Source organism: Pseudomonas batumici (assembly GCF_036585405.1).
GTDB classification, from domain to species: Bacteria; Pseudomonadota; Gammaproteobacteria; order Pseudomonadales; family Pseudomonadaceae; genus Aquipseudomonas; species Aquipseudomonas batumici.
The window spans coordinates 6,125,723-6,150,346 of the sequence record NZ_CP144470.1 but is presented as its reverse complement, the minus strand read 5'-3'; the positions used below and the strand labels follow the sequence as shown (position 1 = coordinate 6,150,346).

The following is a 24,624-nucleotide window of genomic DNA, read 5'->3' as shown; positions in this document are numbered from 1 at the left end:
TATTCTTCTGAGTCCGGCCTATGATTGTTGTAGGACAAGATTTCCCTTACCCAGGGAATGATTGCCAGCTAGCGCGCCCACTACAAGAAATTCACAAGATAGAGCGTAGAAAGCCATGACCCCAGCGTACGAACCGCTGCGCCTGCACGTTCCTGAACCTTCAGGGCGTCCCGGTTGCAAGACCGACTTCAGCTACCTGCGCCTGACCGATGCCGGCCAGGTCCGCAAACCCCCGATCGACGTGGAACCCGCCGACACCGCCGACCTGGCCAAGGGCCTGATCCGTGTGCTCGACGACCAGGGCCAGGCCCTCGGCCCCTGGGCCGAAGGCGTGCCAGTGGCGATCATGCGCCAGGGCATGCGCGCCATGCTCAAAACCCGCATCTTCGACACGCGCATGGTGGTTGCCCAGCGCCAGAAAAAGATGTCGTTCTACATGCAGAGCCTCGGCGAGGAAGCCATCGGCAGCGCCCAGGCCCTGGCCCTGAACCTCGACGACATGTGCTTCCCCACCTACCGCCAGCAGAGCATCCTGATGGCCCGGGAAGTACCGCTGGTGGACATGATCTGCCAACTGCTGTCCAACGAGCGCGATCCGCTCAAGGGCCGGCAGCTGCCAATCATGTACTCGGTCCGTGACCACGGTTTCTTCACCATTTCCGGCAACCTCGCCACCCAGTTCGTCCAGGCCGTCGGCTGGGGCATGGCCTCGGCGATCAAGGGCGATACCAAGATCGCCTCCGGCTGGATCGGCGACGGCGCCACCGCCGAGTCGGACTTCCACACCGCCCTGACCTTCGCCCACGTCTACCGCGCCCCGGTGATCCTCAACGTGGTCAACAACCAGTGGGCGATCTCCACCTTCCAGGCCATCGCCGGCGGTGAAGCCACCACCTTCGCCGGGCGTGGCGTGGGTTGCGGCATCGCTTCGCTGCGGGTCGACGGCAACGACTTCATCGCGGTCTACGCGGCCTCCGCCTGGGCCGCCGAACGCGCCCGGCGCAACCTCGGGCCGACCCTGATCGAGTGGGTCACCTACCGCGCGGGTCCGCACTCCACCTCCGACGATCCGTCCAAGTACCGTCCCGCCGACGACTGGAGCCACTTCCCCCTGGGCGACCCGATCATGCGCCTCAAGCAGCACCTGATCGCCATCGGCCAGTGGTCCGAAGAGGAACACGCCGCGGTCAGCGCCGAACTGGAAGCCGAGATCATCGCCGCGCAGAAGGAGGCCGAACAGTACGGCACCTTGTCCGGCGGGCACATACCCAGCGCCGCGAGCATCTTCGAAGACGTCTACAAGGAAATGCCCGACCATCTGCGTCGGCAGCGCCAGGAATTGGGGTTATAAGCCGATGAACGATCACAGCAAACTACAAACGGAGAACGCCGTGGCTACCAGCACCATGACCATGATCCAGGCCCTGCGCTCGGCCATGGATGTGATGCTCGAGCGCGACGACAACGTGGTGGTATTCGGCCAGGACGTCGGCTACTTCGGCGGCGTGTTCCGCTGCACCGAAGGCCTGCAGAGCCGGTACGGCACCTCGCGGGTATTCGACGCACCGATCTCGGAAAGCGGCATCGTCGGCGTCGCCGTCGGCATGGGCGCCTATGGCCTGCGCCCGGTGGCGGAAATCCAGTTCGCCGACTACTTCTACCCCGCCTCCGACCAGATCGTCTCGGAAGCGGCGCGTATCCGCTACCGCTCCGCCGGCGAGTTCAGCGTGCCGATGACCCTGCGCATGCCCTGCGGCGGTGGCATCTACGGCGGCCAGACCCACAGCCAGAGCCCGGAGGCGATGTTCACCCAGGTCTGCGGCCTGCGCACAGTGATGCCGTCCAACCCCTATGACGCCAAGGGCCTGCTGATCGCCGCCATCGAGAACGATGACCCGGTGATCTTCCTCGAGCCCAAGCGCCTGTACAACGGCCCGTTCGACGGCCATCACGAGCGTCCGGTAACGCCATGGTCCAAGCACCCGGCCAGCGCCGTGCCCGAGGGCTACTACACGGTGCCGCTGGACTGCGCCGCCATCGCCCGCCCCGGTAGCGAAGTGACCGTCCTCACCTACGGCACCACCGTCTACGTGGCCCAGGCCGCCGCCGAGGAAACCGGGGTCGACGCCGAAGTCATCGACCTGCGCAGCCTCTGGCCGCTGGACTTGGAAACCATCGTCAATTCCGTGAAGAAAACCCGTCGTTGCGTCGTCGTCCACGAAGCCACCCGCACCTGCGGCTTCGGCGCCGAGCTGATCGCGCTGGTCCAGGAGCACTGCTTCCATTACCTGGAGGCACCGATCGAGCGCGTCACCGGCTGGGACACGCCTTACCCCCACGCACAGGAATGGGCTTATTTCCCAGGTCCGACGCGTGTCGGTGCGGCCTTGAAACGGGTCATGGAGGTCTGAATGGGTACTCATGTCATCAAGATGCCGGACATCGGCGAAGGCATCGCAGAAGTAGAACTGTCGCAATGGCACGTGCAGGTCGGCGACCTGGTGGTCGAAGACCAGGTGCTGGCGGACGTCATGACCGACAAGGCCATGGTCGACATTCCCTCGCCGGTCCACGGCAAGGTGATTGCCCTGGGCGGCGTGCCCGGTGAAGTCATGGCGGTCGGCAGCGTGCTGATCAGCATCGAAGTGGAAGGCGCCGGCAACGTGCGCGAAGGCGCTGAAGCGCCGGCGCCAGCGCCGAAAGCCGCCCCGGCCGTCGTCGCGGAAAAGCCGCTCGCCGCCCCCGAGGCCCCGAGCAAACCCGCCGCCAAACCGGCATCGAGCGCTCCCGTGGCCGCCCGCCCGGCCCCCGTGGCGCGTGCCGCCGACGAGCGTCCGCTGGCCTCCCCGGCCGTGCGCAAGCGCGCCTGGGATGCCGGGATCGAACTGCGTTTCGTCCACGGCAGCGGCCCGGCCGGACGCATCCTGCACGACGACCTTGATGCCTACCTGGCCCAGGCCGACCAACCGGCACCCGCCGTCGCCAGCTACGCCAAGCGCACCGACGAACAGCAGATCCCGGTGATCGGCCTGCGCCGCAAGATCGCCCAGCGCATGCAGGACGCCAAGCGCCGCGCCGCGCATTTCAGCTATGTCGAGGAAGTCGACGTCACCGCCCTGGAAGAGCTGCGGGTCCACCTGAACCACAAGTACGGCGATAGTCGCGGCAAGCTGACCCTGCTGCCGTTCCTGGTGCGGGCGATGGTCGTGGCCCTGCGGGACTTCCCGCAGATCAACGTACGTTACGACGACGATGCCCAGGTCATCACCCGCCATGGCGCGGTGCATGTCGGGGTCGCCGCGCAGACCGACGGCGGCCTGATGGTGCCGGTGGTGCGCCACGCCGAGAGCCTCAACCTGTGGGGCACCTCCAACGAGATCAATCGCCTGGCCCAGGCCGCCCGTAGTGGCAAGGCCAGCCGCGAGGAGATGTCCGGCTCGACCATCACCCTGACCAGCCTCGGGGCGTTGGGCGGGATCGTCAGCACGCCGGTGCTGAACCTGCCGGAAGTGGCCATTGTCGGGGTCAACCGCATCGTCGAGCGGCCCATGGTCATCAAGGGCCAGATCGTCATCCGCAAGATGATGAACCTGTCCAGCTCCTTCGATCACCGGGTGGTCGACGGCATGGACGCGGCCCAATTCATCCAGGCCATTCGCGGCTTGCTCGAACAACCCGCCAGCCTGTTTGTGGAGTGATCATGCAACAGACCCAAAACACCACCCTGTTGATCATCGGCGGCGGCCCCGGCGGTTATGTCGCGGCCATTCGTGCCGGCCAGCTGGGCATTCCCACCGTGCTGGTGGAAGGCCAGGCGCTGGGCGGCACCTGCCTGAACGTCGGCTGCATTCCGTCCAAGGCGCTGATCCATGTGGCCGAGCAGTTCCATACCACCCAGGGCTACAGTGGCAACGCCTCGCCGCTGGGGATCAAGGTCTCGGCACCGACCCTGGACATCGGCAAGAGCGTCGAATGGAAGGACGGCATCGTCGACCGCCTGACCACCGGCGTCGCGTCGCTGCTGAAGAAGCACGGCGTCAAGGTGATCCATGGCTGGGCCAAGGTCATCGACGGCAAGCACGTCGAGGTCGACGGCCTGCGCATCCAGTGCGAACACCTGCTGCTGGCCAGCGGTTCGCAGACCGTGAACCTGCCGATGCTGCCGATCGGCGGGCCGATCATCTCCTCCACCGAGGCCCTGGCCCCGACTTCGATTCCCAAGCGCCTGACCGTGGTCGGCGCCGGCTACATCGGCCTGGAACTGGGGATTGCCTACCGCAAGCTCGGCGCCGAAGTGACGGTGGTCGAGGCCCGCGAGCGGATCCTGCCGACCTACGACCGCGAACTGACCCAGCCGGTGGCCGAGTCGATCAAGGCCCTGGGCATCACCGTGCACCTGGGGCATAGCGTCGAAGGTTTCGATGCCACGTCGAGCACCCTGGAGGTGCGCGATCCCCAGGGGCAAATCCTGAAGATCGCCACCGACCAGGTGCTGGTGGCCGTGGGACGCAAGCCGCGGACCCAGGGCTGGAACCTGGAGGCCCTGGCGCTGGAGATGAACGGCGCGGCGATCAAGATCGACAACCGTTGCCACACCAGCATGCGCAATGTCTGGGCCATCGGCGACCTGACCGGCGAGCCGATGCTGGCGCACCGGGCCATGGCTCAGGGCGAAATGGTTGCCGAGCTGATTGCCGGCCAGCATCGAGAGTTCAATCCGACCGCGATTGCGGCGGTGTGCTTTACCGATCCCGAGCTGGTGGTGGTCGGCAAGACGCCGGACGAGGCCAAGGCGGACGGGCTGGATTGCCTGGTGTCGAGTTTCCCGTTTGCCGCCAACGGGCGGGCCATGACCCTGGAATCGAAAAGCGGTTTCGTGCGAGTGGTGGCGCGGCGTGACAATCACCTGATTGTCGGCTGGCAGGCGGTGGGTGTCGGGGTATCGGAACTGGCGGCGGCGTTCGGCCAGTCCCTGGAAATGGGGGCCTGCCTGGAAGATATCGCCGGGACCATCCATGCCCATCCGACCTTGGGTGAAGCGGTGCAGGAAGCGGCGCTGCGGGCATTGGGGCATGCCTTGCACCTGTAACCCGCTGAAACCTGACCTGTAGGAGCCGAGCTTGCTCGGCTCCTACAGGGGGGTATCGTGGTCAGTCCCGATAGTCCGGCGCCACTCGATCCAGCAAGCGCAACATCGCCGCCCAGGCCAGTTCCATGGCGCCCGGGTCGGTCAACTGCCCCTCCTCCACCGGCCGCCCCGGATCATTGAACTGCCGCTCGGTATGCGCGCACACCTCGTGGGACGGCACGACCAGTTCGCCACAGGCCTGGGCCGTGACCTGGATCTCGCAGGCTTTTTCCAGGTAATACATGCGCAGGAAGGCCTGGCCCACCGTATCCCCCACGCTCAACAGGCCGTGGTTGCGCAGCACCATCACCGACTTGTCCCCCAGGTCGTGCACCAGGCGGGCCTGCTCGTCCATGTCCAGCGCCACGCCTTCATAGTCGTGATAGGCCGTACGCCCGTAGAACTCCATGGAAATCTGGTTCACCGGCAACAGGCCGCACTTGAGCGCCGCCACCGCGCAACCCGCCCGGGTATGGGTGTGCAACACGCACTGCGCATCCTCGCGGGCGCCATGAATCGCACTGTGGATCACGAACCCGGCCGGATTCACCGGATACGGCGAATCCTCCACGGCCCGTCCGTCCAGGCCGATCTTCACCAGGCTCGACGCAGTGATTTCCTCGAACATCAGCCCATACGGGTTGATCAGGAAATGATGCTCGGGCCCCGGCAGACGCAGGGAGATATGGGTGAAGATCAGGTCGGTCATGCGAAAGTGCGCAATCAACCGGTAACAGGCCGCCAGTTGCTCGCGCAATTGACGTTCGATAGCCGCCGGCGCGGCGCTGTGCAGAAGGTCGTTCAAGCGGGTGACTCCTTCAGGCAGGATGGATCGGATCGGGCAGCCGGTACGCCCGCGAGGCGCCCGGCTGCCCTACTTTACTTGCTTGCCCAGGCATTGAAACGTTCTTCGAGCTCCTCGCCGTGGTCGACCCAGAACGCCACGTTCATCGACAGTGCACCCTTGAGGTTCTGCGGCGCCGTCGGCACCCATTTCGCCAGGCCCGGATCCAGCTTGGCGGCGGCCTCGGTATTGGTCGGACCGTAGGGAATCTGCCGCACGTAGTTGACCTGGGCATCCGCCTGGTTGGCAAAGGCAATGAAGCGCTTGGCCTGGTCGACGTGCTTCGAGCCCTTGATGATCGCCCAGTAGTCCATGCCGTACAGGCTCTGCGGCCAGACCAGGGCGAGGTGACTGCCCTGCTGGGCGGCGGCGGCCACACGTCCGCTGTAGGTCGAGGTCATGACCACATCGCCGGCCATCAGCCACTGCGCCGGCTGGGCACCCGCCTCCCACCACTGGATGTAGGGCTTGAGCTGGTCCAGCTTGGCAAAGGCGCGGTCGACCCCCTTGGGCGTGCTCAACACCGTGTACACGTCCTCGGCCTTCACCCCATCCGCCATCAGCGCGAACTCCAGGTTGTACACCGCGCGCTTGCGCAGGCCGCGCTTGCCGGGAAAGGTCTTGACGTCCCAGAAGTCGGCCCAGGAGGCCGGCGCCCGCACCACCTTGTCGGTGTCGTAGGCGATGGCGACACTCCACACCAGCGCCGCCGAACCGCAGTCCTGGGCGGCGTCGGGGATCAGTTGCCCGGCATGCCCCAATTGCTTCCAGTCGAGGCGCTCGTACATGCCTTCGTCACACCCGCGCAGCAGGTCCGGTCCTTCGATCTGCACCACGTCCCAGTCAACGCTGCCGGTGTCGACCATGACCTTGATCTTGGCCATTTCACCGTTGTATTCGCTCTGGATCAGCTTGCTGCCGTCCTTGGCGCTGAAAGGCTGGAAGAACGCCGTGTCCTGGGCCTTCTGCCCGGCGCCGCCGTAGCCGACCACCACCATGTCCTGGCCGGCCTGGGCACTGCCCAGGGCAAGCGTCAGGAGCAAGGGATAAAAACCGTACCTGCGGGTGTTCGATTTCATCGATGAGTCCTCGTGCGGTATCCCCCGGGCCTTGGGCGCGGGGTGATCCATTTTCTTGTTGTATGAGGTACGCCCAGGTCCCGGGCGTCATTCGAAGCTACGCAACGCAAAGTAAAAAAACAAGTTGATTTTTTACTACAGGTAAATTTTCATGAACAAACAATAACGACCGCCCGTCCTTGATCCCGGGCCGCCTGGAGCCTTGCCATGTCGACGTCCCCGCACGCCTTTCGTCATCTGTTCGAACCCTTGCAGATCCGCGGCAAGCGCCTGAAGAACCGCATCATGTCCAGCGGGCACGACACCTCCATGCCGACCGACAACCGGGTCAACGAACAGCTGATCGCCTATCACCGGGCCCGCGCCGAGGGGGGTGTCGGGTTGATCGTGTTGCAGGTGGCGGGGGTTCACGACAGTGCGCGCTACACCTCCCATGTGCTGATGGCCACCGACGATGCCTGCATCGACGGCTATCGGCGGCTGGCCGAAACCTGTCATGCCCACGGCACCCTGGTGCTGTCGCAGATCTTCCATCCGGGCCGGGAAATCATGGAGTCCAGCGACGGCCTGCTGGCGGTCGCCTACTCGGCGTCCGGCGTGCCCAACGAGCGCTTCCGGGTCATGCCGCGGGCGCTGGACCAGGCGATGATCGACGAGATCGTCGGCGGCTACGCGGCGGCTGCGCGCCGTTTGCACCAGGCCGGTATCGACGGCGTGGAAGTGGTCGCCAGCCACGGCTACCTGCCGGCGCAGTTCCTCAACCCGCGGGTCAATCGGCGCAGCGACGGCTACAACGGCGAGCTGGAACAGCGCCTGCGATTCCTGCGGGAAGTGCTCGCCGCCGTGCGCGCGGCCACCGACGAGCAGTTCATCGTCGGCCTGCGGATTTCCGCCGACGAGCGCGACGCCGAAGGCCTGACCGAGGACGAATCCCTGGCTGCCGTGGTGCAACTGCAAGGCGAACTGGACTACGTGCACATCGTCGCCGGGACCTCGGCCTCCCTTGGCGGCGCGGTGCATATCGTCCCGCCGATGGCCATCGAAGCCGCCTACCTGGCCAAGGAAGCCGGCACCTTCAAGGCCAGCCTGTCGATACCCTTGTTCGTCACCGGACGGATCAACCAGCCCCAGGAGGCCGAACTGATCCTGTCCCGTGGCCAGGCCGATGTCTGCGGCATGACCCGGGCGCTGATCTGCGACCCGCAGATGCCGAACAAGACCGACAGCGGCCACAGCGACGATATCCGCGCCTGCATCGCCTGCAACCAGGCCTGCATCGGCCACTTCCACAAGGGCCTGCCGATCAGTTGTATCCAGCACCCGGAAACCGGTCGCGAGTTGCAGTACGGGCAATTGACCGCCACGGCCAAGCGCAAGCGCAAGCGCGTGATGATTGCCGGCGGTGGTCCGGCGGGCATGAAGGCGGCGGCCGTGGCGGCGCAGCGCGGGCATGAGGTGACCTTGTATGAAGCCTCCTCGCAGTTGGGCGGCCAGGTGTTGCTGGCGCAGTTGCTGCCACGGCGTAGCGAGTTCGGTGGTGCCAGCACCAATCTGCAACGGGAAATGGAACTGGCCGGTGTGCGGGTGGTGCGCAATACCCGGGTCGACCGGGCGCTGGTGGAGCGTGAGAAGCCGGACCTGGTGATCGTCGCCACCGGCGCCGAACCTTACTGGCCAGCCTTCGAACGCGGCGGCGAACTGCAGGTGGTGGATGCCTGGCAGGTGCTGCGTGACGAAGTGAAGATCGGCCGCTCGGTGGTGGTGGTCGACTGGCGTTGCGACTGGATCGGACCGGGCATCGCCGAGCGCCTGGTGCGGGCCGGGCACCAGGTCCGGCTGGCGGTCAATGGCACCCACTGCGGCGAGAGCCTGCCGCTGTATGTGCGCGATCAACTGGCCGGCGAGCTGCACCGCCTCGGCATTCCCATCACACCCTATGCCCGGCTTTATGGCTGCGACGACAGCACCGTGTACCTGCAACATACCGCCAGCGGCGAGCCGATGCTGTTCGAAGAGGTCGACACCCTGGTGTTGTGCCAGGGGCATCAACCGGTCGATACCCTCGGCGACGAGCTGCAGGGGCTGGTGGAGTTCCGCCGGATCGGCGATTGCCTGGCCCCGCGTACGGTGGAGGAAGCGATCTACGAAGGGTTGAAGGTGGCCTGGGAGATCTGATCGCCACATCCCCGGCACCCGACAAGTGCCTTATACTGCGGCCCTTTCAAGGATTGGAGCAGGCCATGAGCAACGCCCCAACGCCCGCCGGCGACAGCGCCGCCACGGGCCCGCAGTTTCTCGGTACGCGCATCCGCGGCCTGCGCAAACGCCGGGGCATGACCCTGAGCGAACTGGCGACCCAGGCCGAACTCACCGCCGGCTATATCAGCCAGCTGGAGCGCAACCTCGCCTACCCCTCGATCCCGGCCCTGTTCAATATCGCCCGCAGCCTGGGCGTGACCATCCAGTGGTTCTTCGCCAGCGAAGCCACCACCGCCCCCGAAGACAACGGCTATGTGGTACGCAAGAACAGCCGCCTGAGCGTGCACTACGAAGACGGCATCGTCGACCAGTTGCTGACCCCGCAACCCAACCGCCAGCTGGAAATCCTCCACTCACGCTTCCCGCCGGGCACCTACAGCCAGCAAAGCTACAGCCACGAAGGCGAAGAAGCCGGCTACCTGCTGTCCGGGATCTTCGAACTGTGGGTCGGCGATCGCCACTTCCAGCTGGCCGAGGGCGACAGCTTCAGCTTCTCCAGCCAGGAACCGCACCGCTACGGCAACCCCGGCGAAGTCGATGCCGTGGTCATCTGGGTCATCACACCGCCGACGTTCTAACTCAAGAAGGCCCCGCCATGAGCACCGAACAAGCCGCCCCCGCCCTGAAGGAAATCTTCAACAGCGAACGCCTGCTGCATATCGCCCACGAAATGCGCGCGGTGTACCCCGACTTCGACAGCGCCGGCTTTCTCAGCCGAACCCATCAGGGCCTCGACGAACTGTCGATCATGCAGCGCCTGGCCCGGGTCAGCGAAAGCCTGCACGCGGTGCTGCCCCTGAGCTACAAACAGTCCCTCAAGGTGCTGCGCCAGCTCGCCCCGCGCCTGAACAGCGGCTTTGTCAGCATGTGCCTGCCGCACTATGTCGCGAGCTACGGTGCCGAGGACTTCGAACTGTCCATGGACGCGCTGAAATACTTCACCGCGTTCGGCTCCTCGGAATTCGCCGTGCGGCATTTCCTGCTCAACGATTTCGAACGCACCCTGGCGGTGATGAAAACCTGGTCCCTGGACCCCGACGAGCACGTCCGCCGCCTCGCCAGCGAAGGCTCGCGACCGCGCCTGCCGTGGTCCTTCCGGCTGGCCCGGATCCAGGCCGACCCGCGCCTCGCCGCGGGAATACTCGACCCGCTCAAGGCCGACGACAGCCCGTACGTGCGCAAATCGGTCGCCAACCACCTCAACGACATCACCAAGGACCATCCCGACTGGGTGCTGGAACTGATCGAGGGCTGGTCGCTGGACGACCCGCGCACCGCCTGGATCGCCCGTCACGCCCTGCGCAGCCTGATAAAACAAGGCAACCCGCGTGCCCTTGCGCTGATGGGGGCCGGCGCCAAGGCCAAGGTCGAGGTGCTGGACCTGAAGGTCGAACCCGCGGCGATCCGCCTCGGCGACAGCGTCACCCTCTCCTTCACCCTGGCCTCCACTGCGGCGGCCAGCCAGAAGCTGGTGATCGACTACGGCATCGACTACGTGAAGGCCTCGGGCGCCACCTCGACCAAGGTCTTCAAGCTCAAGACCCTGCACCTGGCCGCCGGCGCAAGCGAGGCCCTGAGCCGCCGCCAGCACATCCGCGAACTGACCACCCGCAAGCATTACAGCGGTCATCACGCCGTGCATTTGCTGGTCAATGGCGAGCGCCTGGGCAGCAGCGGCTTCGATATTCTCGAATAAGCGCCGCAGCAAGCTGGGCGCCCCGCGCCTGGCCCAGTAGAATCGCGACCTCATTTTTTCCAGGGCCCCGCCATGACCGCTCACCAGACTCCGCCCACCGCCGAGCTCCAGGCCAACGAACTGGTCCTCGGCCTCGAGGACCGCCCCAGCCTGCCGATCGGTATCCTGGCGGCGTTGCAGCACCTGCTGGCGATCATCGTGCCGATCGTCACCCCCGGCCTGCTGATCTGCCAGGCCCTCGGCGTCTCGGCCCGGGATACCAACCTGATCGTCTCCATGTCCCTGGTGATCTCCGGCATCGCCACCTTCGTCCAGTGCCGCCGCTTCGGCCCCTTCGGCGCCGGGCTGCTGATCGTCCAGGGCACCAGCTTCAACTTCGTCGGCCCGCTGATTGCCGGCGGCGCGCTGATGGTCAAGCAAGGCACACCGGTGGAAGCGGTCATGGCGGCGATCTTCGGCGTGGTCATCGCCGGCTCCTTCGTCGAGATGGGCATCTCGCGGATCCTGCCCTTCGTCAAGCGCATGATCACCCCGCTGGTGACCGGCATCGTCGTGCTGATGATCGGCCTGACCCTGATCAAGGTCGGCCTGATCAGCATGGGCGGCGGCTTCAGCGCCATGGCCAATGGCACCTTCGCCAATGGCGAGAACCTGCTGCTGTCCGGCGTGGTGCTGGCGATCATCGTGGTCCTCAACCGTATCCCGCTGGTGTGGATGCGCAGCTGCGCCATCGTCATCGCCCTGGCGGTCGGCTACGCCCTGGCGGGTTACCTGGGACGCCTGAACTTCACCGGCATGCACGAAGCCGCGGTGTTCCAGGTACCGACGCCGCTGCACTTCGGCCTGGATTTCTCCTGGGCGTTGTTCATTCCGATGCTGGTGATCTACCTGGTGACCTCCCTGGAAGCCATCGGTGACGTCACCGCCACCAGCAAGGTCTCGCGCCAGCCGGTGGAAGGCCCGCTGTGGATGCAGCGGATCAAGGGCGGCGTGCTGGTCAACGGCGCCAACTCGTTGCTCGCCGGGCTGTTCAATACCTTTCCCAGCTCGATCTTCGCCCAGAACAACGGAGTGATTCAGTTGACCGGCATCGCCAGCCGGCATATCGGCCAATGGATCGCCCTGATGCTGGTGCTGCTGGGCCTGTTCCCTGCGGTAGCCGGCGCGATCCAGGCGGTGCCCGAGCCGGTGCTCGGCGGCGCGGCCATGGTGATGTTCGGCGCGGTGGCGGCCTCGGGTATCAATATCCTCGCCAGCATCCACCTGGACCGCCGGGCGCTGCTGATCATCGCCGTGTCGTTGGCCCTGGGCCTCGGGGTTTCCCAGGTGCCGGAATTCCTCGCGCACATGCCGGCGGCGTTGCGTAACGTGCTGGAGTCCGGAGTGGCCACCGGCGGGATCTGTGCGCTGGTGCTGAACTGGTTCCTGCCGGAATCGCCGAAAGCGTGATCGACGATACTGACGGCGGCCGCGAAAGCCGCCGTCTTGAGCCTTCCTCCACGGGAAAAACCTGACCAAAATCAGAAGCTTATTAAACTAAAGTTCATGTCCTGAAGCCTGCCTTTGACGCGGAACTGTCACATATCGACCCTTTAATTGTTTCAAGAGTTTGCAGCTCTTATTTCAATTTCGTGACAAGGATCCGAACCAATGAACAAGCTGTTGAGCCCCATGGTGGGCGCCGCCCTGGCGAGTGTCATGGTGTCCGCTCATGCGGACTTCATCAATGACAGTCATGCCGACGTGACCCTTCTTAACCGTTACCTGAACCAGGATGGCCAAGGCATCAGTGGCAGCACGGCCAAAGCCAAGAGCTATCACGATTGGGGCCAGGGCTTCCAGTTCGACTTCAAGTCCGGCTACACCGAAGGCACCATCGGCGTGGGCCTGGACCTGCAGGCGTTCTACGGCCTGAAACTCGACTCGGGCGGCGACCTGGACGACAAGACCCACCAGGGCCGCTACCCCGGCAGTATGTTCCCGCTGGAAAACGGCAAGTCCGCCGACCAGTTCGGCGTGCTCAGCCCGACGTTCAAGGCGCGTTTCCTCAAGGATGAACTGCGGGTCGGTACCCTGTACCAGAACAACCCGATGCTGGCCAACACCGACGGCCGCCTGTACCGCCAGACCAACACCGGCGCGCAACTGGTGTCCAAGGACCTGGACAACTTCACCTTCACCGTCGGCGACATCACCCAGACCAAGATCCGCAACGAAACCGGCGACACCGGCATGATCACCGCCGGCGGCACCAAGAAGAGCGATCGTTTCCTCTACGGCGGTGCCGACTACGCCGGGATTCCGGGCACCACCCTGAGCGCCTGGTACTCGAACCTGTCGGACTACTACCAACAGGCCTTCCTCGGCGCCAAGCGGCATGACGCCCTGCCCGTCGGTGCCATCGACAGCGATTTCCGTGCCTACCGCAGCCTGGGCGTCGGCGCCAACGCCGATGGCGACAGCCAGTACGCAGGCGCCGGTTACTACGGCAATGGCCTGACCAAGGGCCGGATCAACCAGTCGACCATCAGCCTGATGGAAAGCTACAGCCTGGCCGGCCACACCATCGGCCTCGGTGCCCAGAAGAACAGCGGCAATAGTGACTTCCCGTACCTGGATTCGGGCCTGAACAGCGGCGCCTCCATGCAGGGCCCGGGCTCGGGCGCCGACACCCCGGCACTGACCAACATGCAATTGAACAAGTTCCAGCACGCCGGTGAGCGCAGCTGGCTGGCGCAGTACAAGTACGACTTCGCCCAGTTGGGTGTGGACGGCCTGGTCTTCGCCACCACCTATGTCCACGGCGACCAGATCCGTACCCCGTCCGACCCCAATGCCAAGGAATGGGAACGCGACATCTCGCTGGCCTACAACGTCCCGAGCGGCGAGCTGAAAGGCCTCGGCGTACGCTGGCAGAATGCCCATGCAAGCCCGGATATCACTGGCGCGACCATTCAGGATGAAAACCGCTTCTACGTGAGTTATGTAGTACCGCTTTGGTAGGAAACCGACGCGGGTCCTGACAGTTACAACCGATAGCACTGTGAAACCGGGCTTGCCCCAAGACCCTGTACGGCTTGGGAGTACGGCCCGGGAACGGTACTTTAAAGGCAAAGAAATGACACTTTTCCAGCACTTGGAGACGCAGCGGCACTACACTTCGTGAAAACGGCCCGAAGCCCCCCGTTGATCGGACACAGGAAGTACCCCATGACGCTATGGAGCAGATACAGAGGCCATGCCCTGGTGACGCTGTTTGTCATCCTCGTCAGTTTCCTGGCTTTCCTGCTCATGAAGTCCGATGCACGGGAAACCTCCACCTACTTCGATTCCCGCGACCTGATTCGCCAGCTCAAGCAACTGGACGCCCGCCTGGACGCCAAGATCATCAAGACCCGGATCAGCGATGAGTACAACTACAACCTGCTCGCCATCCCCACCGCGGATGCCAGCAAACGCTGGGATCAACTGGTCGCACTGAACAGCAAGCTGGACAACTCCGGCATCTGGCAGGCCCGCAAGAAGGCCTACCTGGACGCCACGGCGGAAAAGAACAAGGTGATCGAGCAGTTCCAGGCGCACAACACCGCCTTGCGCGACGACCTGGAAACCCTGTCGTCGATAGAGGACACCATCCAGACCGACCTTGAGCCCTTCAGCGTCGAGCACCCGGTGGAAACCCTCAGCGTGTTGTACAGCGCGTCGAAACTGACCTTGAGCGCGCTGGAATATGCGCAGCACGTGACCAATCTCAAGGCCGACAAGGTCGAGCGCCAGATCCAGCACCTGACCACGCAAAAGAACAGCCTTCCGGCGGCCCTGGTCCCGTCCATCGACAGGCTGATCGACCAGGCCAACGTGGTGGTGCGCGAGCAACCCCTGGTCAACGACCTGCTCGACCGCATCGGCTTCATCCCGGTCGCCGCCAGCCTGGACGGCATCAACGAACTGTTGAATGAAAACCAGCGGCGCGCGGAGCTGCAGGACCACCAGTACCAGATCTACCTCAGCATCTGTGCGGCCCTCATGGCCCTGCTGGTGTTCTACCTGATCATTCGCCAACTGCGCAGCTATGCGCTGATCAACCAGATGAACAGCGCCTTGCAGGCGGCCAATGAACGCCTCGAACAGCGGGTGGAAGAACGTACCCGCGAGCTCAAGGAAGCCCAGAGCGAACTGATGGACACCGCCCGCACGGCCGGCATGGCGGAAATCGCCACCAACGTCCTGCACAACGTCGGCAACGTGCTCAACAGCGTGAATATTTCCGCTGACCTCGTGACCCGCAAGCTCCGCGCCAGCAAGGTGCAGGGACTGGGCAAGGCCGTGCAGTTGATGAACGAGCATGCCGGCGACCTGGGGGACTTTGTCAGCCATGACGAAAAAGGCAAGCTGTTGCCCGCCTACTTCAACCAACTGGTCGCGGCCATCGACACCGAACACGGGGAGATCGTCCAGGAACTGGCGCAACTGAGCAAAAGCGTCGACCACATCAAGGAGATCGTCGCTACCCAGCAGTCCTATGCCGGCGCGGCCAAGCTGCTGGAACCCCTGAACATCACCGACCTGCTCGAAGACGCCCTGCGCATGAACACCGGTGCCCTGAACCGGCACAAGGTCACGGTGCTCAAGGACTACCAGCCGGTACCGACCATCCTCGGCGACAAGCACCGGCTGCTGCTGATCATGATCAACCTGATCAGCAACGCCAAGTATGCGGTGTCCGACCTGAGCAACCGCGAACGGGACATCACCCTGGGCGTGCGGGTCGTCGACGGCAAGACCTTGCGCCTCAGCGTCAAGGATGAGGGCGAAGGCATTGCGCCGGAAAACATGAAACGGCTCTTCACCCACGGTTTCACCACCCGCAAGGACGGCCACGGCTTCGGCCTGCACAGCTGCGCCCTGGCGGCGGTGGAGATGAAAGGTCGCCTGTACGCCCACAGCGACGGGCCGGGCAAAGGGGCGGTGTTCACCCTGGAGATCCCCTTGAAGACGGTCCATATGCAAGAAGAGCCCGCGCCTGCGAACACCTCTCAACTGTCGGCCTATTAGAATATTCATCATTGAGAGAGAGCCTTCTGCCAGCACAGGCTTTAAACTGGGGGCTTCCGCTCTTTTCATCCAAAGATCCGTCGCCATGACAGAAGACTTCGAAGTCCCCAGCCCCCACGAACAACACGTCGAACACGCCACCGAGCATGCCCAAGCACGGGGTGACGGCTTTGCCAGCCGGATCGCGGTGATGACCGCGATCATGGCCACCATTGGCGCCATGCTCAGCTACCAGGCGGGCTCCACGGAAAGCGAAGCGGCGATGGACAAGAACAACGCCGCCATCTTCAAGACCGAAGCCGCCAACCAGTGGAACTACTATCAGGCCAAGTCCAGCCGGCAGAACCTGTCGGAAATGGCCAGCCATATTCCGGGCCTGGATGCCGCGCACTACACGGCCGAGGCGGAACGCTACAAGAAGGAAAAGGAAGTCGTGCGGCAGAAAGCCGAAGGCCTGGAGGCCCAGAGTCGTGAGTGGGATACCAAATCGGAACAGGTCCTGCACCAGCATCACCGCTGGGCCCAGGCGATGACGGCGATCCAGATTGCCATTTCGCTGGCGGCAATCACCCTGCTAACCCGCAAGGAATGGCTCAAACGCCTGGCCTACACCGCCGTGGGTGTCAGCGTGGTGCTGGGCGGCCTGGCCGGGTTGCATATCTGAACCGGTGAAGCCCGGCGTCAGTCAGTCCGGCACCGGCCGGGCTGACTGATAGAGCCGTGTTACCGCAGCTTACGCCTTGGTATTGATGGTTTCCCCGATCGGCTGACCGCTGCCGTTGGAAACGGCTTTCGGTGCGGCTGTTGCCGTGGTGGTGTGGGTGGTGTGATGCAGGTGCTTTTGCACCAGCTTCTGGGCTGCGCGGTCGCCGTGGCTGGCTTCCTGGGCGGTTTGTGCCGCGGTTTCGGTCGCTTCCTTCAAGGCGTCCGCGACGGTGCTGGCAGTGGTGCTGGTGCTGGCAGTGGTGGAAGTTTTCTGTGCAGGTGTCGGGGTCGCCTGGGACTGACCGGCAATACGCACAGAGGCAGGGTTTGCAGCCGGAATTGCGCCGATGGACATCGGACTCTCCTTAAGTTGGGATCAGCAGAGGTGCCCGGCCATGACGTCGACCGGCACACGGTTCACTACGACTTACCGTCTCGACCCTTCAAACTGGCCCGCCTCCGCAACATCCGGAGGCGAGGGAGAAGTTAATCATCGGCATGTGCCCGACCTGTTACGGCCAGGTGAAAACTTCGTATTTCGCGGATCTGCGAAGGTTTCGCAGTCAGGTCAGATCTCGCCTTCCACGTCTTCCAGGCTGAAGGTTTCAGTGGTGTCGTTGTAGGAGAAGATCTCGGCGTAACGACCCCAGCTGATCACGCTTTCCAGGGTCTGCTCGACGAAGTCCTCGCTGAGGGAGTCTTCCAGTTCCTGCTCGAAACGCACCCGTGGCGCCCAATGCCCGTTACGCTCCTGCAATACCTGGCGAATCCGCGCCGCCAGGGGCACGGTGCGCAGCAGGTGCTCGGCAAACATCACCTTGCGCTCCTGGGTACCGTCCTCGGCAAAACGCTTGCCCGCTTCGGTGAGCTTGATATCGGCCCCGCGCAGTTCGGCAAAGCCCAGGTGCTCGAGCATCTCGGCCACCGGGAACAGGTCGTCGACCTCCAGCAGCAAGCGCTCGGCCACGTTCGGCAAGCCGGCATGGCCATGATAGGGCTCGGCCGCCAGGGCTTCGATCAGACCGGCCATGAGGTTGGTCGGCACTTCCGGCAGCCGGCTGCCCAGTTGCAGTTCGGCCTTGCCGGTGCGGGCGTCGGCACTGCGGCGGTTGGTCATCAGCGCGTAGATGTCGTCGACCATCTTGCGGAAGATCGGGTCCAGGCGGTTGCGCGGGTGAGCGAACGGCACCTTGATCTGCGCCACCACGCGCCCGGGGTTGGACGACAGCACCAGGATGCGGTCGCACATCAGCACCGCTTCCTCGATGTTGTGGGTCACGATCAGGATCGACTTGATCGGCAGTTGCCCGCCGCTCCACAACTCCAGCAGGTCGGTCCGCAAGTTTTCCGCGGTGAGCACATCGAGGGCGGAAAACGGTTCGTCCATCAGCAGCAGGGTCGGGTTGACCACCAGGCCGCGGGCAAACCCCACCCGCTGGCGCATGCCACCGGACAGCTCGCGCGGGTAGGCGTTTTCGAAACCGTCGAGACCGATCAGGTCGATGGCCGCCAGGGCCCGCTTGCGCGCTTCCTTGGGCTCCACCTGCAAGGCCTGCAAGCCGGCTTCGACGTTCTCAAGCACCGTCAGCCAGGGAAACAGGGCGAAGGTCTGGAACACCATCGCCACGCCCTTGGCCGGGCCGTCCAGGTTTTCGCCGTTGTAGAGCACTTCGCCGGAGGTCGGCTGGATCAGGCCCGCAATGATCCGCAGCAAGGTCGACTTGCCGGAGCCCGAGCGCCCCAGCAACCCGACGACTTCGCCTTCGTGCAGGTGCAGGTCGACTTCGCTGAGAACCTGACGCTCATCCTTGCCATTGCCAAAGCCCTTGCTCACGTTGCTGAGCGAATAGATTTCACGGGCGCTGCTGGTGTATTCGATTTGACTGTTCATGAGAGCGGCTCGGATTAATTCAGACGAAGTTTGTTTTCGGCGATGGCGTACATCGGCCGCCAGAGCAAACGGTTGAAGGCCACCACGAAGACCGACATGACCACCACGCCCAGGGTGATCTTCGGAAAGTCACCGGCCGCCGTGGTCTGGGCGATATACGCCCCCAGGCCATGGGCCACGACCTTGTCCTGGCCCCAGGAAACGAACTCGGAAACGATACTGGCGTTCCACGCGCCCCCGGAAGCGGTGATCGCACCCGTCACGTAATACGGGAAGATCCCCGGCAACATGACCTTGCGCCACCACTGCCAGCCACGAATATGGAAGTTGGCGGCGGCTTCGCGGAAGTCGTTGGGGAAGGCACTGGCGCCGGCGATCACGTTGAACAGGATGTACCACTGGGTGCCCAGCACGATCAGCGGGCTCAGCCAGATATCCGGGTTCAGGTTGAAGTGCAGGATGACGATGACGAACACCGGGAACAGCAGGTTCGCCGGAAACGCCGCCAGGAACTGCGCCAGCGGCTGAATCTTCTCGGCCAGGTGCGGACGCAGGCCGATCATCACCCCCAGCGGCACCCAGATCAACGAAGCGACGGCGATCAGCAAGGTCACCCGCAGCAGCGTGATCGCGCCCAGGCCGATCACCTCGCCGACATCGCCGAAGGTCACCTCGGTGCTGACATAGTGGACGACGTGATACAACGCATAGGCGGCGAGCAACGCGATGAACAGGCCCCAGACCCAGTCGATCACCCGTGAAGTCGACGGGTTGGGTGCACTGGCCCGGGCCGTGACCCGGGGCAGGCTCAGGCGCAGATGGCCGATACGGGTGACGAGCCGTGAAACCGGCCGGATCAGGCGCTGGATGACCCGGGTCCGCTGGATCAGGTTCAGCACCCAGGATTCCGGCGCGCCGCCCTGGGCCGCGGTGTCTTCCATGCGGAACTTGTCCGCCCAGGCCACCAGCGGACGGAACAGGAACTGGTCGTAGATCAGGATCACCACCACCATCGCCAGGATCACATAACCCACGGCCGAGAGGTCGCGCTGCTCGATGGCGGTAGCCAGATAGGAGCCGATGCCCGGCAGGGTAATGGTCTTGTCGCCGACGGTAATGGCCTCCGAGGCCACCACGAAGAACCAGCCGCCGGACATGCTCATCATCATGTTCCACACCAGCCCCGGCATGGCGAACGGCACGTCGAGCTTCCAGAACTTCTGCCAGCCGGACAGGTGCAGGCTCTCGGACACTTCAGTCAGGTCCCGGGGCAGCATGCGCAGCGACTGGTAGAAGCTGAACGTCATGTTCCAGGCCTGGCTGGTGAAGATCGCGAAGATCGCCGCGCACTCGGCGCCCAGGACCCGGCCGGGAAACAGCAGGAGAAAGAAGGTCACGGTGAACGAGATATAACCCAGCACCGGCACCGATTGCAGGATATCCAGCACCGGCACCAGCAGCTTCTCGGCGCGCTTGCTCTTGGCCGCGAGGGTTCCGTAGAGAAAGGTGAAGACCAATGACGCCACCATCGCCGCAAGCATGCGCAGGGTGGTGCGTACCGCATACTCCGGCAGGTCGGTCGGATCGAGGGAAACCACCTGGGTTTGCAAGGTGGAGATCGGTGCCCAGGTTTCCCGCGCGCCGATCGAGAAAAACAGCAGGAAACCCACCACCAGCGGCAGCGCGATCAGGTCCCAGCGATTGGGCAACAGGCGCCGCGTGCTTGCCGGGATGTAATGGCGTAATACTTTATTCATCGTCAATGATTCCAGCAGCGTTCTGAAATACAGGCCCACGGACTCCAGGGTAGCAACGCACGAAGCGGTGCAGCGCCGGCAGTCTAAGCACAGCACATTCTGGAGAAGTGGTGGGGAAATCGTCGAGGCAAGGCCACGCACTGAACGCTACAGACCGGATACCGGGGCGACGGCTGCGCACCGGCCTATCCCATTGTAAATCCCGCTACGTGGCCCACCGAGAATGGGCAGGGTCCAAGTTCGAATCTCCTGGAGGTGTGAGCTGAAACCTGGGAGGTGGTTCAGCGCGGGATTATACATTTCAAAATGTTACATTAATGTAAATTCCTCATAAATTACGGGGTTGACGTCAGGCGTGCGCCCAACGCCGGTGCAGTCCCCGCGCCAGGGCATCCAGGGCGAAGCCCAGCACGCCGATCAACAGCACCATGGCCATCAGCTCCGAGTACGCCAGGCGGTCACGGGTATCGAGGATGAAGTAGCCCAGCCCGGCGCTGACCCCGAGCATTTCGCAGGGTACCAGCACAATCCAGAGAATCCCGATGGACAGCCGCACGCCGGTCAGCACATGGCCGAGCACGCCGGGGAGGATGACCTGGCGCAGGGTTTCCCAGCGGGTCGCGCTGAGGCTGCGGCTCAGTTGCAGCCAGCGCGGATCGAGCTGGCGCACCCCGGCCACGGTGTTGAGCAGAATCGGCCAGACCGCGGCAAAGGCCAGCAGGAAGTAGATCGGCTGGTCGCCCACGCCCATCAGCATCACCACCACCGGCATCCAGGACAACGGCGAGATCATGCGCAAGAACTGAAACGCCGGGGTGGTCGCCGCCTCCAGCGGGCGATAGCTGCCGATCAGCAGCCCCAGCGGCACACCGATCAGCAAGGCCAGCAGCAGCCCCACCAGAATGCGCTTGAGGCTGACCAACAGGTGTTCGTACAGCTCGGCCCGGCCCAGCAACTCCACCAGGCTGGCCAGCGTCGCTTCGGGCGAGAAACGCGCCGACAGGCCGTCGGGACTGCCGAACAAGTGCACTCCCAGCCACCACAGCAGCCCCAGGCAGAGCAGCCCCGCCACGCCCAGCCCCCCTTGCAGAAGCGATGAGGAAGGCTTGCCGCTCAAAGGCCGAACTCCTCGCTACGGGCAAAGCTTTCCGCCAGCCCGAAAGCCTTGAGCCCGCCCATCGCCGCCAGGCTGTTGCGTACGAAGCGGTCGTCCACCAGGTCGCGGGCGGTCTGCTGCGGATCGAGGCCGGCGAGAAAACCCTTGTCGCCTTCGATCAGGGTGTCCTTGAGACGCCTGACCAGTTCCTCGGTGTAGCTGGGGAACGGATATGGCTGGAAGTCGATGCGCTGTTCGTCCCAATGACCATGCTGGATCGCGCCGCTGGCGAGGTAGGCGTCGCGATCAGTGGCATCCGGCGCCAGCACCCGACCGAGCACCTGCGGGGTGTGCGGCGTATAGCGATTGGCACCGTCCTTGGACAACAGCCTCGCCGCCTCGGCACGGTTGTCACGGGTCCAGAGCTGGGCCTTGACGATGGCATTGACCACCTTCTGCGACCACTCGGGCCGGTTGTTCAGGTCCTGCTCGTGCATGAACACCACGCAGCAGGCGTGATTGCGCCAGATATCGCCGGTAAAGCGCTGCACCCGGCCGACCTTCAGCTCCTCGGCCAGGGCATTGAACGGTTCGGCGACGATGTAGCCGGCGATACGCTTGCTCGCCAGGGCCGGCGGCATGTCCGAGGGCGGCAGCACCACCAGGTTGACCTCGTTGGCGGCCAACACGCTGTTGGCGGCCTTGCTCACCGGTTGCAGGCCGTTGTCGCGCAACAGTTGCTGGACCACCACGTTGTGGATCGAGTACCAGAACGGAATCGCCAGCGACTGCCCGCCCAGCTGTTTGACCTCGGTGATCCCCGGCGCCACGGTCAGTCCGGAACCGCCGACATGGTTCCAGGCCACCACCTTGGCCGGCACCTTGCTGCCATAGCGCGCCCAGACGGTCATCGGCGACAGCAGGTGAATCACGTTGACCTGCCCGGAAATGAACGCCTCGATCACCTGGGCCCAACTGCGCAGCAACACCGGGCGCTCGGCCTGGATGCCTTCGGCTTCGAACAGGCCGTTGTTGTGCGCCACCAGCAGCGGCGTGGCGTCGGTGATCGGCAGGTAGCCGATGCGTACCGGCGCGTCGGGCTCCGCGGCGGCACGGGCCTGCAGGCTGCCCAGCAGCGGCAAGGCGCCGCCGGCGGTCAGCAAGGCGCTGAGTTTGAGGAAGTCACGACGTGTGTGGGTGAAGTCGTCCAGACACATGATCCATCTCCGAAGGTTCGAGCAAAGAATGAGGGTGTGGGGTGCGGCTCGCCCGCCGAAGGGTCTTGAGAATCTCGATACGCAGGGCGCCCAGTTCCTCCACCAGCTCGGCACGCGGCTGTGGCAGGTCGATGCGCCACTCGCCCAGGGTTCGCGCCGGGCTGTGACCCAGTAGCAGAATCCGCTCGGACAGCAGCAGGGCTTCGTCAATGTCGTGGGTGATCAGCACCGCGGCGGTGTTGTGTTCGGCGATGACCTCCAGCAGCAGTTGTTGCATGTCCGCGCGGGTCACTTCATCCAGGGCACCGAAGGGCTCGTCCAGCAGCAACACCTGGGGCTGGCGGGCCAGGCAGCGGGCCAAAGCCGTGCGCTGCGCCATGCCGCCGGACAACTGCGCCGGGTACTGGCCCCGTGCATGTTGCAGGCCGACGGCGGCAATCGCGTGGTCGATCCGCGCCTGGCGTTCCTGCGCGTCCAGGTGCGGCTGGCGGGCAAAGTCCAGGCCGAAGGCGACGTTCTTTTCCAGGCTGAGCCACGGCAGCAGGCTGGGATCCTGAAAGGCCACCGCCACCCGCGGGTGCGGGCCGTCCAGGGGCTCGCCCAGGAAATGCACGCGGCCCTGGTGGGCCGCCTGCAAGCCGGCCAGGACCCGCAGCAGGCTGGATTTGCCGACGCCGCTGGGGCCGAGGATCGACACCACCTCCCCGGCCTGCAGTTGCAGGTCGAAGCCTTCCAGCACCGCGTGCCAGCCCTGTTCGCGGGGGTAGCCGAGGCTGATCTGCCGGGCATCCAGCAAGGCCGCACTCATACTGCCGCTGTCCGGGGCTGACGTTGCAGTTCGGCGCGCAATTGCACCAGGCTCGGGGTCACGATCGGCACGAACGCCGACTCGCGCCAGCGCCGGGCGAAGCCGCTGCCGTACTCGCTCAGATAGGCCTTGCCGCCGCTGGCCTGCAACTCCAGTTGCAGCGCCTGGGCGACCGCTTCGGCCAAGCCGATGCGGATCTGGAACAAGGCGCGTGGCTGGGCCAGGAAGCGCCCGTCGAGCAAGCCACTCTTGAGTTCGTCCACCGTCTGCTCAAGGGCCTGGCGCTGCTCCAGCAAGGGTTCGCGCAGAATCGAGCGATGGTCCTGCAGGTGCCCGTCCACCTCGCTCAGCGCCTGTCGCGCCAGGCCGATGGCCATGCCGCATTGCAGGCCGAGAAAGGCCGGACGCACCGCCGGCAGAAAGACCCGGGCATCGTCGTGCAACAACCAGTCGCGGCTGACCTCCACCTGCTTGAAGTCCAAGGCGGCGGTATTGCTCGACTGCAGGCCCATCAGTTGCAGGTCGTCCGAGCGTTGCAGGCCGGCCACCGCATCCGGGATCGCCAGCACGAACGGCGCACCGCCCTCCTCGCGCTCGATGGCGGCCGCCACCACGAAGCCGCTCTTGCGCAGGTTGGTCACCCAGTGCAGGCGACCCTCGAGACGCCAGCCATCGCCCTGCTCGCGGGCGCGGACCTGCAGCGACTCGATGCCCGAGAGGAACTTCATCGCATTCGACAGCCCGGTGGCCCCGGCCAGCTCGCCGCTGAGCAGGGACGGCAGCAGGTGCTCGCGCAAGGCCGTGTTGGGGCTGTGCAGCAGGTATTCGATAAAGGCTCGCTGCCCCCAGAACACAAAGGCGGCCGCCAGGGAATGGCGGGCCACCCGGGCAATACCTTCCACCGCATCGACCACCGTACCGCCGCTACCGCCCTGGTTTTGCGGCACGCCGATCCGCAGCAGCCGCGCCGTCGCCAGCCGGGAAATCACCTCCTGTGGGTCACACTGTCCCAGGTCCAGGGCCTGGGCTTGGGCATCCAGCCATTGACTCAATGCGTGATCGAGCATGTGGTTTTCTCCTTGAACAAAG

The 24,624-nt window shown here is 64.5% G+C and carries 20 protein-coding genes; 11 read left to right on the top strand and 9 right to left on the bottom strand.

Annotation, left to right across the window (positions count from 1 at the left end):
• Positions 1-115: 115 nt before the first annotated feature.
• From NUH87_RS28155 to lpdA, 4 genes are read left to right on the top strand one after another with little or no spacing between them, the layout of a single operon-like run.
• The gene (locus tag NUH87_RS28155; RefSeq protein WP_040069151.1) at positions 116-1,351 is read left to right on the top strand and encodes a 3-methyl-2-oxobutanoate dehydrogenase (2-methylpropanoyl-transferring) subunit alpha; all 1,236 of its coding nucleotides are present in this window, start codon (positions 116-118) and stop codon (positions 1,349-1,351) included.
• Between the two features lie 4 nt (positions 1,352-1,355).
• Complete coding sequence (locus NUH87_RS28150) at positions 1,356-2,411, top strand: alpha-ketoacid dehydrogenase subunit beta (RefSeq protein ID WP_338523568.1); 1,056 nt, start codon at positions 1,356-1,358, stop codon at positions 2,409-2,411.
• Positions 2,412-3,698, top strand: a complete 1,287-nt coding sequence (locus NUH87_RS28145) for a dihydrolipoamide acetyltransferase family protein (protein ID WP_338523567.1) — start codon at positions 2,412-2,414, stop codon at positions 3,696-3,698.
• A gap of 2 nt (positions 3,699-3,700) precedes the next feature.
• The gene (gene lpdA / locus NUH87_RS28140) at positions 3,701-5,089 is read left to right on the top strand and encodes a dihydrolipoyl dehydrogenase (protein ID WP_338523566.1); all 1,389 of its coding nucleotides are present in this window, start codon (positions 3,701-3,703) and stop codon (positions 5,087-5,089) included.
• 61 nt (positions 5,090-5,150) lie between these two features.
• Here the strand turns inward: lpdA and NUH87_RS28135 are convergent, their stop codons facing one another.
• A complete protein-coding gene (locus tag NUH87_RS28135; protein ID WP_338523565.1) occupies positions 5,151-5,933 on the bottom strand; it encodes a class II aldolase/adducin family protein in 783 nt (260 codons plus the stop codon).
• A 74-nt stretch (positions 5,934-6,007) separates the two neighbouring features.
• On the bottom strand, positions 6,008-7,051 hold the full coding sequence (locus NUH87_RS28130) for an ABC transporter substrate-binding protein (RefSeq protein ID WP_338523564.1): 1,044 nt from the start codon (positions 7,049-7,051) through the stop codon (positions 6,008-6,010).
• 207 nt (positions 7,052-7,258) lie between these two features.
• Here NUH87_RS28130 and NUH87_RS28125 point away from each other — a divergent pair, with 207 nt between their 5' ends.
• The 7 genes from NUH87_RS28125 (at position 7,259) to NUH87_RS28095 (ending at position 16,725) form a co-directional block, all read left to right on the top strand.
• Complete coding sequence (locus NUH87_RS28125; RefSeq protein ID WP_338523563.1) at positions 7,259-9,226, top strand: FAD-dependent oxidoreductase; 1,968 nt, start codon at positions 7,259-7,261, stop codon at positions 9,224-9,226.
• A gap of 65 nt (positions 9,227-9,291) precedes the next feature.
• On the top strand, positions 9,292-9,888 hold the full coding sequence (locus NUH87_RS28120; RefSeq protein WP_338523562.1) for a helix-turn-helix domain-containing protein: 597 nt from the start codon (positions 9,292-9,294) through the stop codon (positions 9,886-9,888).
• A 17-nt stretch (positions 9,889-9,905) separates the two neighbouring features.
• Positions 9,906-11,006 carry a DNA alkylation repair protein gene (locus NUH87_RS28115; protein ID WP_338523561.1) on the top strand — a complete coding sequence of 367 codons (1,101 nt, stop codon included), beginning with the start codon at positions 9,906-9,908 and terminating at the stop codon, positions 11,004-11,006.
• A gap of 72 nt (positions 11,007-11,078) precedes the next feature.
• Positions 11,079-12,455: a nucleobase:cation symporter-2 family protein gene (locus NUH87_RS28110; protein WP_040069174.1), complete on the top strand. Its 1,377-nt coding sequence runs from the start codon at positions 11,079-11,081 to the stop codon at positions 12,453-12,455.
• Positions 12,456-12,656: 201 nt separating this feature from the next.
• Positions 12,657-14,009 (top strand): OprD family outer membrane porin, encoded by a 1,353-nt coding sequence (locus NUH87_RS28105; protein ID WP_338523560.1) that lies wholly within the window; start codon positions 12,657-12,659, stop codon positions 14,007-14,009.
• Between the two features lie 207 nt (positions 14,010-14,216).
• Positions 14,217-16,061 carry a DAHL domain-containing protein gene (locus NUH87_RS28100; protein ID WP_338523559.1) on the top strand — a complete coding sequence of 615 codons (1,845 nt, stop codon included), beginning with the start codon at positions 14,217-14,219 and terminating at the stop codon, positions 16,059-16,061.
• Positions 16,062-16,146: 85 nt separating this feature from the next.
• Positions 16,147-16,725, top strand: coding sequence for a DUF4337 domain-containing protein (locus tag NUH87_RS28095; RefSeq protein WP_338523558.1), 579 nt, complete (start codon positions 16,147-16,149; stop codon positions 16,723-16,725).
• Between the two features lie 69 nt (positions 16,726-16,794).
• Here the strand turns inward: NUH87_RS28095 and NUH87_RS28090 are convergent, their stop codons facing one another.
• From NUH87_RS28090 to NUH87_RS28060, 7 genes are all read right to left on the bottom strand, one after another.
• Complete coding sequence (locus NUH87_RS28090) at positions 16,795-17,121, bottom strand: hypothetical protein (RefSeq protein ID WP_338523557.1); 327 nt, start codon at positions 17,119-17,121, stop codon at positions 16,795-16,797.
• Between the two features lie 213 nt (positions 17,122-17,334).
• The gene (locus NUH87_RS28085; protein ID WP_338523556.1) at positions 17,335-18,657 is read right to left on the bottom strand and encodes a nitrate/sulfonate/bicarbonate ABC transporter ATP-binding protein; all 1,323 of its coding nucleotides are present in this window, start codon (positions 18,655-18,657) and stop codon (positions 17,335-17,337) included.
• 14 nt (positions 18,658-18,671) lie between these two features.
• Complete coding sequence (locus NUH87_RS28080) at positions 18,672-20,414, bottom strand: ABC transporter permease subunit (RefSeq protein ID WP_338523555.1); 1,743 nt, start codon at positions 20,412-20,414, stop codon at positions 18,672-18,674.
• Between the two features lie 349 nt (positions 20,415-20,763).
• Positions 20,764-21,531, bottom strand: coding sequence for an ABC transporter permease (locus NUH87_RS28075; RefSeq protein WP_338523554.1), 768 nt, complete (start codon positions 21,529-21,531; stop codon positions 20,764-20,766).
• On the bottom strand, positions 21,528-22,727 hold the full coding sequence (locus tag NUH87_RS28070) for an ABC transporter substrate-binding protein (RefSeq protein ID WP_338523553.1): 1,200 nt from the start codon (positions 22,725-22,727) through the stop codon (positions 21,528-21,530). Before NUH87_RS28070 ends, NUH87_RS28075 begins: the two co-directional genes overlap by 4 nt.
• Positions 22,693-23,535 (bottom strand): ABC transporter ATP-binding protein, encoded by an 843-nt coding sequence (locus NUH87_RS28065; RefSeq protein WP_338523552.1) that lies wholly within the window; start codon positions 23,533-23,535, stop codon positions 22,693-22,695. Before NUH87_RS28065 ends, NUH87_RS28070 begins: the two co-directional genes overlap by 35 nt.
• Positions 23,532-24,602 (bottom strand): acyl-CoA dehydrogenase family protein, encoded by a 1,071-nt coding sequence (locus tag NUH87_RS28060; RefSeq protein ID WP_338523551.1) that lies wholly within the window; start codon positions 24,600-24,602, stop codon positions 23,532-23,534. The genes NUH87_RS28065 and NUH87_RS28060 overlap by 4 nt, the downstream gene beginning before the upstream one ends.
• Positions 24,603-24,624 lie beyond the last annotated feature (22 nt).

Coding starts and splice junctions, on each gene's coding strand:
- NUH87_RS28115 (WP_338523561.1), top strand. CDS start 9,906: ATGAGCACCGAACAAGCCGCCCCCGCCCTGAAGGAAATCTTCAACAGC.
- NUH87_RS28060 (WP_338523551.1), bottom strand. CDS start 24,602: ATGCTCGATCACGCATTGAGTCAATGGCTGGATGCCCAAGCCCAGGCC.
- NUH87_RS28070 (WP_338523553.1), bottom strand. CDS start 22,727: ATGTGTCTGGACGACTTCACCCACACACGTCGTGACTTCCTCAAACTC.
- NUH87_RS28155 (WP_040069151.1), top strand. CDS start 116: ATGACCCCAGCGTACGAACCGCTGCGCCTGCACGTTCCTGAACCTTCA.
- NUH87_RS28120 (WP_338523562.1), top strand. CDS start 9,292: ATGAGCAACGCCCCAACGCCCGCCGGCGACAGCGCCGCCACGGGCCCG.
- lpdA (WP_338523566.1), top strand. CDS start 3,701: ATGCAACAGACCCAAAACACCACCCTGTTGATCATCGGCGGCGGCCCC.
- NUH87_RS28125 (WP_338523563.1), top strand. CDS start 7,259: ATGTCGACGTCCCCGCACGCCTTTCGTCATCTGTTCGAACCCTTGCAG.
- NUH87_RS28095 (WP_338523558.1), top strand. CDS start 16,147: ATGACAGAAGACTTCGAAGTCCCCAGCCCCCACGAACAACACGTCGAA.
- NUH87_RS28105 (WP_338523560.1), top strand. CDS start 12,657: ATGAACAAGCTGTTGAGCCCCATGGTGGGCGCCGCCCTGGCGAGTGTC.
- NUH87_RS28085 (WP_338523556.1), bottom strand. CDS start 18,657: ATGAACAGTCAAATCGAATACACCAGCAGCGCCCGTGAAATCTATTCG.
- NUH87_RS28100 (WP_338523559.1), top strand. CDS start 14,217: ATGACGCTATGGAGCAGATACAGAGGCCATGCCCTGGTGACGCTGTTT.
- NUH87_RS28130 (WP_338523564.1), bottom strand. CDS start 7,051: ATGAAATCGAACACCCGCAGGTACGGTTTTTATCCCTTGCTCCTGACG.
- NUH87_RS28080 (WP_338523555.1), bottom strand. CDS start 20,414: ATGAATAAAGTATTACGCCATTACATCCCGGCAAGCACGCGGCGCCTG.
- NUH87_RS28150 (WP_338523568.1), top strand. CDS start 1,356: ATGAACGATCACAGCAAACTACAAACGGAGAACGCCGTGGCTACCAGC.
- NUH87_RS28065 (WP_338523552.1), bottom strand. CDS start 23,535: ATGAGTGCGGCCTTGCTGGATGCCCGGCAGATCAGCCTCGGCTACCCC.
- NUH87_RS28145 (WP_338523567.1), top strand. CDS start 2,412: ATGGGTACTCATGTCATCAAGATGCCGGACATCGGCGAAGGCATCGCA.
- NUH87_RS28110 (WP_040069174.1), top strand. CDS start 11,079: ATGACCGCTCACCAGACTCCGCCCACCGCCGAGCTCCAGGCCAACGAA.
- NUH87_RS28090 (WP_338523557.1), bottom strand. CDS start 17,121: ATGTCCATCGGCGCAATTCCGGCTGCAAACCCTGCCTCTGTGCGTATT.